General features: G+C 69.4%; 11 protein-coding genes and 2 pseudogenes. 8 read left to right on the top strand and 5 right to left on the bottom strand.

What is annotated here, in order from left to right; translation table 11 throughout:
• Positions 1–338: 338 nt before the first annotated feature.
• Together Q8A52_RS27725 and Q8A52_RS27720 are read right to left on the bottom strand one after the other, a co-directional pair.
• A complete protein-coding gene (locus tag Q8A52_RS27725; RefSeq protein ID WP_316756317.1) occupies positions 339–788 on the bottom strand; it encodes an SRPBCC family protein in 450 nt (149 codons plus the stop codon).
• Positions 789–948: 160 nt separating this feature from the next.
• Complete coding sequence (locus Q8A52_RS27720; RefSeq protein WP_316756315.1) at positions 949–1,632, bottom strand: class I SAM-dependent methyltransferase; 684 nt, start codon at positions 1,630–1,632, stop codon at positions 949–951.
• Positions 1,633–1,725: 93 nt separating this feature from the next.
• Here Q8A52_RS27720 and Q8A52_RS27715 point away from each other — a divergent pair, with 93 nt between their 5' ends.
• The 3 genes from Q8A52_RS27715 (at position 1,726) to Q8A52_RS27705 (ending at position 5,698) form a co-directional block, all read left to right on the top strand.
• Positions 1,726–2,367, top strand: a complete 642-nt coding sequence (locus Q8A52_RS27715; RefSeq protein WP_316756313.1) for a TetR/AcrR family transcriptional regulator — start codon at positions 1,726–1,728, stop codon at positions 2,365–2,367.
• Between the two features lie 105 nt (positions 2,368–2,472).
• Positions 2,473–2,652, top strand: coding sequence for a hypothetical protein (locus tag Q8A52_RS27710; RefSeq protein WP_316756311.1), 180 nt, complete (start codon positions 2,473–2,475; stop codon positions 2,650–2,652).
• 922 nt (positions 2,653–3,574) lie between these two features.
• Positions 3,575–5,698 (top strand): SpoIIE family protein phosphatase, encoded by a 2,124-nt coding sequence (locus Q8A52_RS27705; RefSeq protein ID WP_316756310.1) that lies wholly within the window; start codon positions 3,575–3,577, stop codon positions 5,696–5,698.
• 224 nt (positions 5,699–5,922) lie between these two features.
• Here the strand turns inward: Q8A52_RS27705 and Q8A52_RS27700 are convergent, their stop codons facing one another.
• Positions 5,923–6,513, bottom strand: a complete 591-nt coding sequence (locus Q8A52_RS27700; RefSeq protein WP_316756308.1) for a TetR/AcrR family transcriptional regulator — start codon at positions 6,511–6,513, stop codon at positions 5,923–5,925.
• A 156-nt stretch (positions 6,514–6,669) separates the two neighbouring features.
• Between Q8A52_RS27700 and Q8A52_RS27695 the strand changes: the two genes are divergently transcribed.
• Both Q8A52_RS27695 and Q8A52_RS27690 read left to right on the top strand, forming a co-directional pair.
• Positions 6,670–7,689, top strand: a complete 1,020-nt coding sequence (locus Q8A52_RS27695; RefSeq protein WP_316756306.1) for an aldo/keto reductase — start codon at positions 6,670–6,672, stop codon at positions 7,687–7,689.
• 79 nt (positions 7,690–7,768) lie between these two features.
• Positions 7,769–8,611 carry an LLM class flavin-dependent oxidoreductase gene (locus Q8A52_RS27690; protein WP_408649263.1) on the top strand — a complete coding sequence of 281 codons (843 nt, stop codon included), beginning with the start codon at positions 7,769–7,771 and terminating at the stop codon, positions 8,609–8,611.
• A gap of 6 nt (positions 8,612–8,617) precedes the next feature.
• Here the strand turns inward: Q8A52_RS27690 and Q8A52_RS27685 are convergent, their stop codons facing one another.
• Positions 8,618–10,498 (bottom strand): propionyl-CoA synthetase, encoded by a 1,881-nt coding sequence (locus Q8A52_RS27685; protein WP_316756302.1) that lies wholly within the window; start codon positions 10,496–10,498, stop codon positions 8,618–8,620.
• 124 nt (positions 10,499–10,622) lie between these two features.
• Entirely contained in the window at positions 10,623–11,231 is a 609-nt protein-coding gene (locus Q8A52_RS27680) for a TetR/AcrR family transcriptional regulator (RefSeq protein WP_316756300.1), read from the bottom strand.
• An 81-nt stretch (positions 11,232–11,312) separates the two neighbouring features.
• Here Q8A52_RS27680 and Q8A52_RS27675 point away from each other — a divergent pair, with 81 nt between their 5' ends.
• From Q8A52_RS27675 to Q8A52_RS27665, 3 genes and pseudogenes are all read left to right on the top strand, one after another.
• Positions 11,313–11,738, top strand: a complete 426-nt coding sequence (locus tag Q8A52_RS27675) for a DUF4345 domain-containing protein (RefSeq protein ID WP_316756298.1) — start codon at positions 11,313–11,315, stop codon at positions 11,736–11,738.
• 198 nt (positions 11,739–11,936) lie between these two features.
• Positions 11,937–13,571, top strand: a pseudogene (locus tag Q8A52_RS27670) (NPCBM/NEW2 domain-containing protein); the annotation flags it as partial.
• Between the two features lie 33 nt (positions 13,572–13,604).
• Positions 13,605–14,030, top strand: a pseudogene (locus Q8A52_RS27665) (NPCBM/NEW2 domain-containing protein); the annotation flags it as partial.
• Positions 14,031–14,129 lie beyond the last annotated feature (99 nt).

The following is a 14,129-nucleotide window of genomic DNA, read 5'->3' as shown; positions in this document are numbered from 1 at the left end:
CCTCTGGTACGACGATTCCGGCAGCGTAGCCACGGTCTCCAGCAAGGCGCCCGCAGACGCACGGGGGCGCGGTCCTTCGGCGCCACCCGGATGACTGTCTCGTCCGAGTGGCCGAGTGAGGTTGCCCGACATCGCTGAGCGAACTGCCGTCTCCCGCGGGCGCGGACATCCACACCACAGGCAAGGGGCGGAGGTGGATCGTGTACCGCTACTGCAAGATCACCGGCAAGGCTGCCGGAAACCTGTGCCTCGACGCGGATGCCAACACCATCCCGAACTGGGGAACCACGCCCGTACGCACGCAGTCCCAGCCCCGAGGCACCGGCGGAATGTGCTGTTCAGCGCTTGGCTTCGACGAACTCCTTGAACTGTTCGAGATCGTGCTGGATCAGATGCTGGATCCTGTCGGACTGGGCGAACCCTTTGGGACCGCCGAAGGTCTCACGGGTCTTCTCCGGGTCATACTCGACGCGGAGCTGTATCTGCGTGTGCTGGTCGTCGATCGCCCTTACGGTGAACGCGCCCTTGAGGTCGGCGCCCTCACCCTTGGCGGTGTGCCACATCATCACGCTGCCCTGCGCCCCGCCCTTGGCACGGTCGGTGAACTCGGCGTCGAGTTCCCGCGGTCCCGCGTCGGATTCCAGGGCCAGATGTGCTCGGCGCTTGCCCTCTGGTCGCGCGTCCCGGACTCCGTCCACGAACTGCGGAAGGCTCTCCACGCTGTGCAGGTAGTCCCAGGCCACCTCGGCGGGTACAGCGACGTCGATCTGGTTCTCGATCGTGGACATGTGCAACACCTCCGTGATCATCCGCACAGGTAACGGGCCAGTTTCCACCTCCACCATCGGCCGTCCGGGGGATGCCCGCACCCGGAAGGCGTACACGACCACGCGCGGAGCCGCGAAATGCGGTTCGCCGTCCGGTCGGATGAGCGGTTACGCCCTCAGGTCACGCCTTCGTCGTCTCGGACCGCATCGGCCGCACCGCCTGCACGTAGCACAGCCACGGCCGTACGTCGCCGCTGCTCTGCACCTCGAATCCCGCGTCCGTGATCAGTCCGTCCAGCAGGTCCACGCGGTGGTGTGCCATGGCGCGGCCCGCCCCGCCATGCACGAGGTGCCGGCCGAGCTTGGACCTCGGCGGACGGAACTCGACGACCAGCAGACGCCCGCCGGGCCGCAGCACCCGGCGCATCTCACGAAGTGCGGCAGGCCGGAGCTCCTGCGGCAGGTGGTGCAGCATCAGGCTGGTGACGACCGTGTCGAAGGCAGCATCGGGCAGATCGAGGGACTCGGCGATGCCCTCCCGATAGGTGCAGGGAGCGCTGACCGGCTGTGGCCTGCGACGGCGGGCGTAGTCGAGAACCGGCGGTGACGGATCGACACCGGTCACCGCGCCCTCGGGGCCGACACGCACGGCCATGTGCCGGGTGAGGTAGCCGGTGCCGCACCCCACGTCCAGGACACGGTCACCGGGCTCGGCTCCGCTGAGTTCGGCGAGGCGGGTGAAGGCGCGGTGGCGGCGACCGGCGAAACAGAGGGCGCCGAAGGCCTCGTACGCGCGCGGGGTTGCGATCGTCACGCCGGGTGTGTCGGGGCGCGGCTTGCCTTGCATGAGGTGACCGAGAGACATGGACCCTCCTCCATAACTTAGTCACGACTAAGTACTGCGCATAACTTAGTCTCGACTAAGAGAAACGGCAAGGGGCGGCATAGGATGACGGGCGTGACCGAGCCCGAGCCCCGAGCCCGTACCCGGACGCGCCTGCCCGCAGCGGAGCGGCGTGCGTCGATCCTCATGGCCGCCACGGAGGTCTTCTCCGAGACCGGGTACCAGCGGGGCAAGGTCTCCGACATCGCCAGGCGCGTCGGCGTCACCGAGCCGGTGGTGTTCCAGAACTTTGGATCCAAGGCCGCGCTGTACCGGGCGGCCCTCGACCACGCGACCTCCGCCGTGTCCGAGCTGCTCAACCGGGCCGCCGACGCCGGACGCCCGGTCCCCGAAGTGCTGGCGGCCTTCCTCGATCCGGCCCACATGGACCGCTTCCACCAGCCCGGATCGCATGGGTTCCTCTTCGCCGACGCCACGGCAATGGCCCACGACCCGGAACTCGGGGACGCGCTCCGCCAGGTCCACCAGCACTTCGCCCATACGCTCGCCGACCTGCTCCGCCGCGGCCAGAGCGCCGGCGGCATCCGCCACGACATCGACCCGCTCACCGCAGCCTGGTGGCTCATCTCGCTCTTGGCGGGCCGTTCCTTCCGCGCGGCGGTGGTTACCGACCGGGAGACTGTGGAGGCCGAGGTGACGGACATGGCCCTGCGGTCGTTGCTGCCGGACAGGCACGAAGAGCCGGACGGCCCCTGACCCGGCCCCTGGGTGGCACTGTCGCCTTCACACGCGGGCGCATACGGCGGTGACCGCCGCGTGGCACAGTGCCCCCGCATCGAACCGTCCGCGGGGAGAATCCGCATGACCAGAATGCCGGGCCCAGTCAGGACCGTCCGCGTGCTGCTGCTCCTCGTCGGAACGCTGCCGGCGGCCGCGTCGGCCCTGGCCGCGGCGAAGGTCGCGAACGGTGGCGGTGGCGTACGCATCACCGCGGTCGCAGTCGGCTGGCTGGTCGTCGCCGGCGGCGCCGTCGGGGCGTAACTCAGCACGGACTGTGGGGAGTTGCCGCCGCTCGGGCGCGGTGATGTTGGTTCTGGCCACAGGAGCGGATACCAAGGACTGGTTCAGCCGTCCGCGACGGTGAGTGATGCCGTAGTTCCCGCTACGTAGGCCTGCACACCCGACCCTGCGGCCGGCCCCGCAGATCTCGAAAGCCAGTCGCTGCACCGGACCGGCCGCCGGGTCGATCGGGCCCTCACGACGGCCGAGTAGCGCTGAGCTCGGCCGCCGCGGAGTTTGTTGCATGTGGCGATACAGGCGTGCGCAACAAGGCAGCCGGCCCAGAGCCTGGATGTGTGGTCGGCGCCGGGCGGCGCCTCGGCTCTGCCGGGAGTTCGCCTCCGGTGAGCCGCCGTTGGCCGCCCGTCGTGGTGGCCGCGCGCGGCTTCCCTTCTGCGGCACGTCATACGGGGGGCGCCGCAGAAGGGGCCGGCCGGCCGGATCTGGGCGCCCCGGCCTCGGGCCCGCGCGCCCGGCTCCGACGCACGGACGCATGCACAACCGACCGACACGGTGGAAGGACGAGGTCACGCTCACGGCAGCGGCACCGACGCTGGGGCGCAGGTCTCCTGGCGGCGCCCGCGGCCGTGGCCGTACCGCTGCCACGGCGCAGCCGGCGGCCTACACATGCGCGGGTACGGCGTCGCAGTACTGGTGGGAGGGGACGGCCGACGGAAGCATGGGCCGGACGGCCGGCTTCACCGAGACCTTGACGGCGATTGGGCCGTCACCGCCCGCTGCGGCGGTACCCGGCCGGTCGAGGAGCCGTGGAGCTGCTACCGAGGTGCCCCGTTCCGCTGCCGGGAGGGACCATGGAAGCGCGGGTACGTGCAGTCCCGGCTGGGTTTCGGCCTGGTTCCGCGAGCGGGTCGTACGGCACCTGCGGCTGGAAGGAGGGCCGACGATGAGCGCAAGCTCATCCGGGCAGCCTCCTGCCGACCTCGGACTGGAGAACAGCGGCCGGCCGGAGGACCGAACGTCGGCGCCGAGCGGGTTGATGGACCTGCTCGGTGTCGCGGCGGTGCTGCTGGACGCCGAGGGCCGCATCGTCCTGTGGAGTCCGCAGGCCGAGGCGCTGTACGGCTACACCGCCGAGCAAGCGCTCGGCCAGTACGCCGCGCAGTTGCTCGTCCACGAAGAGAACTGGGACTGGGTGATCAAGACATTCGCCGAGGTCATGGAGACGGGCCAGGCCTGGGCGGGCACGTTCCCCGTCCGCTGTGCGGACGGCAGCACCCGCCTGGTGGAACTGCGCAACATGCGCCTGCTCAACGACCACGGCGACTTCTACGCCCTTGGCCTGGGGACCGACTCCCCCACGCTGCGCGAACTCGAAAAGAGTGTCGCCCTGGCCACGCGGCTGGTCTCCCAGTCCCCCATCGGCGTGGCGATCCTGGACACCGACCTGCGGTACGTGACCGTCAACCCCGCTCTGGAGCGCATGCACGGACTTGCCGCGAAGCACCACCTCGGGCGCCGCTACCGCGAGGTCATGAAGTCCTCGGAGTTCGAGGACGCCGAGGCCGCGATGCGGCGGGTCCTCGAGACCGGGATCCCTCTCGTGGAGGAGTCGACCGTCGTCGGCCGCACGCCTTCCGACCCCGGGCGCACGCATGCGTGGTCGATCTCGGTGTACCGGCTGGAGGACGCCCAGGGCCAGGTTCTCGGGGTGGCCCAGTGGGTGATCGACGTCACCGAGCGCTACGAATCCGCGCTGGCGGCCACCGAGACACGACGGCGTCTGGCTCTCATCGCCGCCGGTTCCATCCGCATCGGCACGACTTTGGAGGTCGACCAGACGGCCCGGGAGCTGGCTGAGGTCACCGTGCCCGACTTCGCCGACGTGGTCGCCGTCGACGTACTCGACTCGGTCCTGGACGAGCACCGCCCACGGTCCCATACCGGCCCGGAGCTCTTCCGTGCCCTGGCGGTGAAGGCGGCCTATCCCACCGACGCCGAACGGGCCGCCGACCCACCCGGAGAGCTGGCGGCGTACGGTGCCGACCGGCTGGCCACGCTGTGCGTGCGCACGGGCCGCCCCATACTCGTCAGCCATGCCGAGGGCAGTGACCTCAGGCGCATGGCCCGTGACGATCAAGCGGCCACCCTGCTGGCCCGCGCCGGGGTGCACTCGTACCTCGCCGTTCCGCTCACCGCTCGCGGTAACACGCTCGGCTTCCTCGGCCTCACCCGCGCCCGCGACCCACGTCCCTTCGACGAGGACGACGTCGCCATCGCGAGCGAGCTCGCCTCCCGCACCGGGGTGTGCATCGACAACGCCCGCACGCACCAGAGCGTGCGCAGCGCCGCCGAGACCCTGCAGCGCAGTCTGCTCCCCGACCTGCCGACGGATCTTCCCGGTCTCCAGGTCGCCGCGCGCTATCGGCCCGCGCAGGCCGCCTACGAGATCGGCGGTGACTGGTACGACGTCCTGCCACTGGAGGAAGCCAGGACAGCGCTCGTCGTGGGCGACGTCATGGGCAGCGGCATCGACGCCGCCGCCACGATGGGCCGCCTGCGCACCGCCACCGCGGCCTACGCCGACCTGGACCTCGAACCCGCCAAGGTTCTGCAGCACCTCGATGTGATCACCGGGCGGCTTGAGCAGTACATAGCCACGTGCCTCTACGCCGTCTACGACCCCCACCGCGGCGAGTGCCGCATCGCCAGCGCCGGCCATCTGCCCCCCGTCCTCGTACGCGACGGTCGGCGCCCCGTGCTGCTCGACCTGCCCACCGGGGCTCCCCTGGGCGTGGGCGGCGTCCCGTTCGAGAGCACCGCCATCAATCTGGCCCCCTACGACCAGCTGGTGCTGTACACCGATGGGCTGGTCGAGACCCGCGACTACCCCATCGACGAGCGCCTCGACACCCTCCTGCACCTCCTCGAGGAATTCGGCCCGCTGGAGGACACCTGCGACCGTCTTCTCCACCGCCTCCGCCACCCCGGCGCCCCCGACGACGTCGCCCTGCTCATCGCCTGCGCACACCCCCTCGGGCCGGACGACCCGGGACAAGGCGGCAGGTGAGTCGGGGGCCGATACCGGCCACCTGCTCTCTGCGACGGTTTCGGCAAGCGAGCTGACGCCGACGGGTGGTTGGCGACTGATCGAGACGACGCCCCCGGTCACCCCGCCCCGGTGCAGCTGGGCCGGCGCAGGTGCCCGACGGCCAGGCGCGCGACCGTGCCGATCACGGAATCGGGCTCTGACGTCCGCGGACGGGGCGCCGGCCGACCGAGCCCTACCGATGGTCAATGTGGGCGGCGCAACCCCGCGATGAGGAGCCCGACCAGTCGGCGTGCGTCGTAGCGGGAATCGCTCTCCGCGCCGATGCAGAGGTTCCCGACGCCTCGCATGAGCTCGTAGGCCTCCAGGTCGGAGCGGATCTCACCGGTGGCGGCCGCGGCTTCGAGCAGTTGGGTGCACACGGGCACCAGTCGGTCGAGGAAGTAGGCGTGCAGCGCGTCGAAGCCGGCGTTGTCGGACTGCAGCACGGCGGCGAGTCCGTGCTTGGTGACCAGGAAGTCAACGAAGCGGTTGATCCATTGCCCCAGTGCGGCGTACGGAGTTGCACTGGTCGCCAGCAGAGCCGGACCCGCCTCGGCGCAGGCGTCGACCTGGTGCCGGTAGACGGCGATGATCAGGTCCGCTCGCGTCGGGAAGTGGCGGTAGATCGTGCCCAGCCCGACGCCCGCCTGGGCCGCGATCTCGCGTACCGGCGCATCCACGCCTGACGCGACGAAGACCGCGGCCGCCGCGTCGAGCAGGGTCTCCTTGTTGCGCCGGGCGTCCTTTCGCCTGGCCGGGGCCGCGTGCCCTGCGCCCTCGTCGCCGTCGTTCATCGCGCCTCTCCTCCGTTACCGACCTTGCAAAAACGGAACAGGGTTCCGTATTGTTACCGGAACAAGGTTCCGTTTGCCCATGATGCCAGGGCAGCGGGCCCGGCACCTACTTCACGCGTTGTCACCACGTTTCACCCGCAATGGAGGAACACGATCATGCAGTACCGCACCTTGGGCCGCACCGGCGTGCAGGTCAGCTCGCTCGCGCTCGGCGCGATGAACTTCGGCAAGATCGGGCGCACCACCCAGGAGGAGGCCACCGCCATCGTCGATGCCGCTCTCGAGGCCGGTATCAACGTCATCGACACCGCCGACATATACAGCCAGGGCGAGTCGGAAGAGATGGTCGGCAAAGCCATCGCCGGCCGCCGCGAGGACATCGTGCTGGCCACGAAGGCTTCCATGCCCATGGGCGACGAGCGCAACCATCGGGGCAGTTCACGGCGCTGGTTGAGCACCGAACTGGACAACAGCCTGCGCCGCCTCGGTGTCGACCACGTCGACCTCTACCAGGTCCACCGGTGGGACCCGAGCACCAGCGACGAGGAGACGCTGTCGGCGCTGACCGACCTGCAACGCGCGGGAAAGATCCGCTACTTCGGCTCCTCGACCTTCCCCGCACACCGCATCGTGCAGGCCCAGTGGGCCGCCCGCGAGCATCACCTGAGCCGCTACGTCACCGAACAGCCCAGCTACTCGATCCTGCAGCGAGGTATCGAGACCCATGTGCTGCCCGTGACCGAGGAGTACGGGCTCGGTGTGCTGGCGTGGAGCCCGCTTGCCTCGGGCTGGCTGTCGGGCGCGATTCGCGCGGGACGGGAAGTCACCACCAACCGCTCGGCGTTCATGCCGGAGCGCTTCGACCTCACCCTCGCCTCCAACCGTGCCAGGCTCGACGCGGTCGAGCGGCTGGCCGAAGTAGCGGACGAGGCCGGCCTCACGATGATCCAGCTCGCGCTCGGCTTCGTGACCGCGCACCCCGGCGTGACCAGCGCGCTCATCGGTCCTCGCACGCTGGACCACCTGCACTCCCAACTCGCCGCCGCAGACACCGTGCTCCGGGCCGATGTACTCGACGCGATCGACGCCATCGTCGCCGCCGGAACCGACCTGGCCCCGCTCGAGAAGTACGACACCCCGCCCGCGCTGCTCGACCCGTCACTGCGGCGCCGCTGATCGTCCGACCAGCTTCGAATGGACCAGCAACTCCATGACTCACTCACCCCGAAGCACACCCCGAACCCGTTTCGGGATCATGACCGCCCCCTCGCAGGTCGACTACCACGACGTCCTGCGCGTCTGGCGCGAGGCGGACACGATCCCGGAGATCGAGCATGCGTGGCTGTTCGATCACCTCATGCCGATCGGAGGAGATCCGGACGGACCGACCTACGAGGGCTGGACACTGCTCTCGGCCCTCGCCGCCCACACCCGACGGCTACGGCTCGGCGTGCTGGTGACCAGTAACCGGTTCCGGCCTCCGGCGCTGCTGGCCAAGATCGCCACGACCGTCGACATCGTCTCCGGCGGGCGGCTCGACTTCGGCATCGGCGTCGGCTCACGCCCCGGCCATCCCCTGGCCCGGCGTGAGTACGAAGCCCACGGCCTGCCGTTCCACGATTCCGCACATGCCGTGGGGAGCCTCGCCGAAGCCTGCATGGTGATCCGGCGCTTGTGGACCGAGGAGGAACCCTTTGACGTCCACGGCACCCATCACCACCTCACCGGAGCGTTCGGCAACCCCAAACCCCTCCAGCGCCCCCACCCGCCGATCCTGATCGGCGGACGCTCGTCGGCCACGCTGCGCGTGGTCGCCGAGCACGCCGACCTGTGGAACATCCCGGGTGGGGACATCGACGACGCCGTCCGCCGCAGCGCACTGCTGGACCGCTACTGCACCGGGATCGGGCGCGATCCCACCTCGGTCACGCGCTCGATCCACCTGCCTGTCTGCTACGGCCGACCCGGCGTCACCCGGGACGCGATGGGCGAGGCGATGGACGCCGGATTCCGGCACATCGTCCTCGGGCTGCCTGCTCCCTACCCTGCCGACGTCGCACGGTGGGTTGCCGACGAACTGATCAGCCCGTCGGCCTGAACACCCCTACCGCGGCCGCAGCATCGGCCGGAGGTTGTCCAGCACACCGGGATCCTCGATGGTGGAGGGCATCGGCACGTCCCGGCCGTCGGCGATGCCCCGCATCGCCTTGCGGAGGATCTTGCCGGAGCGGGTCTTGGGCAGGGCGTCGACCACGGTGACATCGCGGAAGGCCGCCACTGGTCCGATGTCTCTGCGTACTGCCGCGACAAGCTCTTCGCGGAGAGTGGCCTCATCCGGATGCACACCGGACTTGAGCACGACCAGACCGCGCGGCAGTTGGCCCTTCACCTCGTCGTGGACCCCGATCACCGCGCATTCGGCGACTGCGGGATGCGCCGCGAGTACGGCTTCGATCGCGCCGGTGGACAAGCGGTGCCCAGCGACATTGATGACGTCGTCGGTGCGGCCCATCACGAAGAGATAGCCGTCCTCGTCGAAGAAACCGGAATCGCCCGTGGTGTAGTAGCCGTCGTGCTCGGCCAGGTAGGCGTCGATGTACCGCTGGTCGTCGCCCCAGAGCGTGGGCAGCGAGCCGGGTGGCAGGGGAAGCCGGACGGCGATCGCTCCCTCCCGGCCCCGGGGCAGCTGTTCGCTCGTGGCCGGGTCCAGGACCTGGACGTCGAACCCGGGTACGGGCACGGTGGCCGACCCGGGTTTGGCGGGCATCAGTTCCAGTCCGCGCAGGTTGGCCGAGATGGGCCAGCCCGTCTCCGTCTGCCACCAGTGGTCGATGACGGGCACGCCCAGGGTGTCGTGGGCCCAGCGGTAGGTGTCCGGGTCGAGGCGTTCTCCGGCGAGGAAGAGGGCGTCGAATGCGGAGAGGTCGTATCGCGAGAGCTCGGTTGCATCCGGATCCGCCTTGCGGATGGCGCGCAGCGCGGTCGGTGCGGTGAACATCGCTTTCACTCCGTACTCGGAGATCACCCGCCAGAATGCGCCGGCGTCCGGTGTCCCGACGGGTTTGCCTTCGTACAGCACCGTGGTGGCGCCGATCAGCAGCGGGGCATAGACGATGTAGGAGTGGCCGACGACCCAGCCGACGTCGGACGCCGCCCACCACGTGTCGCCGGGACCGACGCCGTAGATGTTGCTCATCGACCAGGCCAGCGCGACCGCGTGACCACCGTTGTCGCGCAGTACGCCTTTGGGCCTGCCGGTGGTTCCGGACGTGTAGAGGATGTAGAGGGGGTCGGTTGCCGCCACGGGCACGGGGTCGGCCGGCTTCGCGGTGGCGACCAGCTCGTGCCAGTCGAGATCCCGGTCGTTCAACTCGGCGCGCGCGGCCTCGCGTTGCAGGATCACGGTGTGTTCAGGTTGATGCCGGGTGGTCTGCAGCGCCTGGTCGATGATCTCCTTGTAGTCGATGATGCGGGTCGGTTCGATTCCGCAGGACGCCGCCACGATCACCTTGGGCTGGGCGTCCTCGATGCGCGCGGCGAGTTCCTTGGGGGCGAATCCGCCGAACACGACCGAGTGAACGGCGCCGATGCGCGCGCAGGCAAGCATGGCGATGATGGCTTCCGGCACCATCGGCATGTAGATGATCACGCGGTCGCCCTTGGCGACGCCGAGCGAGGACAGCGCCCCGGCGAAGACGGCCACGGCATCGCGCAGCTCGGTGTAGGTGTACGAGGTCTTGGTGCCGGTCACCGGGGAGTCGTGGACGAGCGCAGGCTGCGCGCCGCGCCCGGATGTCACGTGCCGGTCCAGGGCGTTGTGAGCCGTGTTCAGTTCGCCGTCGGGGAACCAGCTGTACAAGGGCTCCCGGGAGGCATCCAGGGCTCTGGTGGGTTTGCGGGACCATTCGATGGCCTCGGCTGCCTCCATCCAGAACCCCTCCGGGTCGGTCAGGCTTCGGCGGTGGACATCCGTGTACTTCCCCATCAGGCATCTCCTCGTCGAATCGCCCCGGCACCACGCTGTCCCGCACCGTGCACGTTTCCGTCCTGTCTGATCAGCATCCCACTCCGCGGGCATCCCGCACCGGCTGAACATCGACAAGTCGATGTCAGCGGGGCCAGTCCGGTGCGGGGTCCTCGTCCAGGAGGGGCCGGATGGCGCCCACCGCGGCGCCGATGCACACGTCGCGCAGTTCGGTACGGGTGCAGGTCTCCTCGGTGAGCCAGTCCACGCACAGCACCTGGACGAACACCAACCAGCTCTTCAGGACACCCGACACGGCATCCCGGGTGCTGCCGTCGGCGAGCGGGAGCACGCCGAGCAGGCGCTCCCGCAGGGCATCGAGCTCGTTCGTCATGATCGTCTGGATCAGGCGGTCACCGGCCAGGACGCGATTGGCCGCCAGGACCGTGTTGCGGTTCTCCGCGAAGTACTCGATGTGGGCGTCCAGGCCTTGGGCGAGTTGCTCGACCAGGGTGGCGGCGGGGTCGAGCCGGGTCTTGGCGAGCAGCTCGTCGGCGACCTGCTGGTAGAGGGCGGCGAACAGGTCCCGCTTGCCCGGAAAGTGCCGGTAGAGCAGCGCGCGCGAGACACCGGCGCGCTCGGCGACGTCTTCCATCAGCACCTCGTCGTACGGCTGCGCCGCGAAGAGGTGCGCGGCGACCGTGAGGAGTTGGGCGCGGCGTTCTGCGGGGCTGAGCCGCTGACGGGGAGGCACGACCGCATCTTACTTGACACATGTCTACTAAGGGGCTTTAGCCTAGTAGACACACGTCTACTAGCAAGGGGCGATGACGTCATGGCCAAAGCCAAGGCACTCCGGGGACTGGTTGTCACGATGGGGTACGCCTGCGTGGCGATCGGGCTCTTCCATGTACTGCTCGGCAACGCGGCGATCCCGGGCGAGCGGTCGGCCGGGCCGACGATCGACAGCCTGGGACGGTTCTTCGGTGCGATCTTCGCCGGATACGGTCTGGCCTGGCTCCGGGCGGCCCGGCAGTCGCCGATCCCCGCCGCGACGGTGCGATGGCTGGCCGGTGTGTTCCTGCTGGGTGCCGTGGGGCGGCTGCTCTCGCTGGCCATGCACGGATGGCCGCACGCGTTCCAGGTGGCACTGGGAGTCATCGAACTGGTGCTGGCGCCACTGTTCCTCTGGCTGGCGGACGCCGAGGAGAAGGCGCTTCATGTCCCGACCCAGGGCGAAGCCGTGCGACGGCACGTATGAGAAGCAAGCGCATCCGCACTTCGGAGTACAAAAGCGGTTCCGGCCGAGGGTGGCGCAGGTATTGACATGACCCAGACAGGCCGGTTGGGATGTGGTGACTTTCGTTCGCCCGCGTTTGATCGTGTGCACCACTCACCCCCCTGGGAGCCGCACGTGTCTGCCGAACGACGCCTTCGCAGAAAGCAGTTCGCCATAGCCATGGCCGCGCTGTGCCTGGCCGTCCCGACCCTCGTCGCGGCCAGGCCCGCGTCAGGCCCGGTGACGATGCCGGTCGCCGGACCCGCCGTGGACAACGGCCTCGCCCGCACCCCGCCGATGGGCTTCAACAACTGGAACTCGACGCACTGCCGGGGCGAGTTCAACGAGGACATGGTCAAGGGCATCGCCGATTCCTTCGTCTCCCTGGGACTCAAGGACGCGGGCTATACCTACGTCAACATCGACGACTGCTGGGCGCTGCCGAACCGGGACCCCAACGGCAACCTCGTGCCCGACCCGGTCCGCTTCCCCCACGGGATCGAGGCCGTCGCGGACTACGTCCACTCCAAGGGCCTCAAGTTCGGTCTCTACTCCAGCGCCGGCACCAAGACCTGCGACACACAGGGCTTTCCCGGCGGGCTCGGGCACGAGCAGCAGGACGCCAACCTGTGGGCGTCCTGGGGTGTGGACTACCTCAAGTACGACAACTGCAACAACAACGCAGTGGATGCCAAGCAGCGGTACAAGGCCATGGGGGACGCGCTCAAGGCCACCGGCCGCCCGATCCTCTACAGCATCTGTGAGTGGGGCGAGAACCAGCCCTGGAAGTGGGCGGCGCAGTACGGCAATTCATGGCGTACGACCGGGGACATCTCCGACTCCTGGTCCAGCATGATCGGCATCGCCCACAGGAATCAGCCCCTGGCGCCGTACGCCGGGCCGGGCGGCTGGAACGACCCCGACATGCTGGAGGTCGGCAACGGCGGCATGACCGACACCGAGTACCGCACCCACTTCAGCCTCTGGGCGCAGATGGCGGCGCCACTCCTGATCGGCACGGATCTGCGCAGCGTGTCATCGGCCTCGCTCGACATCCTGAAGAACACCGACGTCATAGGCGTCGACCAGGACCCACTCGGCCGGCAGGGCACGGTGGTGTCCTCGTCCGGCGGTCTCGTCGTGATGTCCAAGCCGCTCGCCGACGGCGGACGATCGGTGACGCTGACCAACGAGAACACGACCGCACGAACGGTGTCGACGACCGCGGAGGCCATCGGCCTGGGCGGTTCGACGTCGTACTCCCTCAAGGACCTCTGGTCCAAGCAGCAGTCCACCACGACGGATGAGATAAGCGCGTCGGTGCCCGCGCACGGCACGGTGATGTACCGCGTGACAACCGGCACGCCGGTCCCGCCGCCGGCGGGCATCCATCAGCTCAGCGACCTGCCGTGGACCTCGGCGGTGAACGGCTGGGGTCCGGTCGAGCGCGACCGCAGCAACGGCGAACAAGCAGCCGGCGACGGCCGCACCCTCACCATCAACGGCACCGCCTACGGCAAAGGCCTCGGCACCCACGCGAGCGGCGACATCACGTACCACCTGGGCGGCACCTGCAAGTCCCTGCGCGTGGACGTCGGTGTCGACGACGAGTCGGCCGCGGGCGGGTCGGTCGCCTTCCGGATCTACCGGGACACGACCAAGGTCGCCGACAGCGGCGTGCGGACGGCCGCCGATCCGCCGATCCGCCTCACGGCAGATCTGACCGGCGGGACGACGCTGCGGCTCGTCGTGACCGACGGGGGCGACGGGATCGACTACGACCATGCGGACTGGGCCGATGCCCGGCTCGCGTGCGGCAGCGGCCCGACGGCCGGTACGCACGCGCTCAGCGACCTGTCGTGGGCCTCGGCGGTGAACGGCTGGGGTCCGGTCGAGCGCGACCGCAGCAACGGCGAAAAGGCCGCCGGTGACGGCCGCACCCTCACCGTCAACGGCACCACCTACGCCAAGGGGCTCGGCACCCACTCGACCGGCGACGTGACGTACTACCTCGGCCGCACCTGCTCACGCCTGATGGTGAACGTGGGCGTGGACGACGAGGCCGGCGGGAGCAACGGGTCCGTCGTCTTCCGCCTCTACAGGGATGACACGCTCGTCGCGGACAGCGGCCGCATGACGGGCGCGGACGCGGCCAAGACGCTCTCCGCGGACCTCACCGGAGGACTGGAACTCCGCCTCTCCGTCACCGACTCCGGAGACGGCAACACCTACGACCACGCCGACTGGGGAGCACCCCAACTGGCCTGCGCCTGAACGGAAACGCACACCTCTGCCCCGGCACCCCACGCGTGCCGGGGGCTCGGGCTCACCGTTTCCTGGTCTGGACCTGTCCGAGAATCCGGCACTATATTG

Origin of the sequence: Streptomyces herbicida (assembly GCF_032656585.1) — a bacterium.
GTDB classification, from domain to species: domain Bacteria; phylum Actinomycetota; class Actinomycetes; order Streptomycetales; family Streptomycetaceae; genus Streptomyces; species Streptomyces herbicida.
This window is presented reverse-complemented; position numbering and strand designations above follow the sequence as displayed.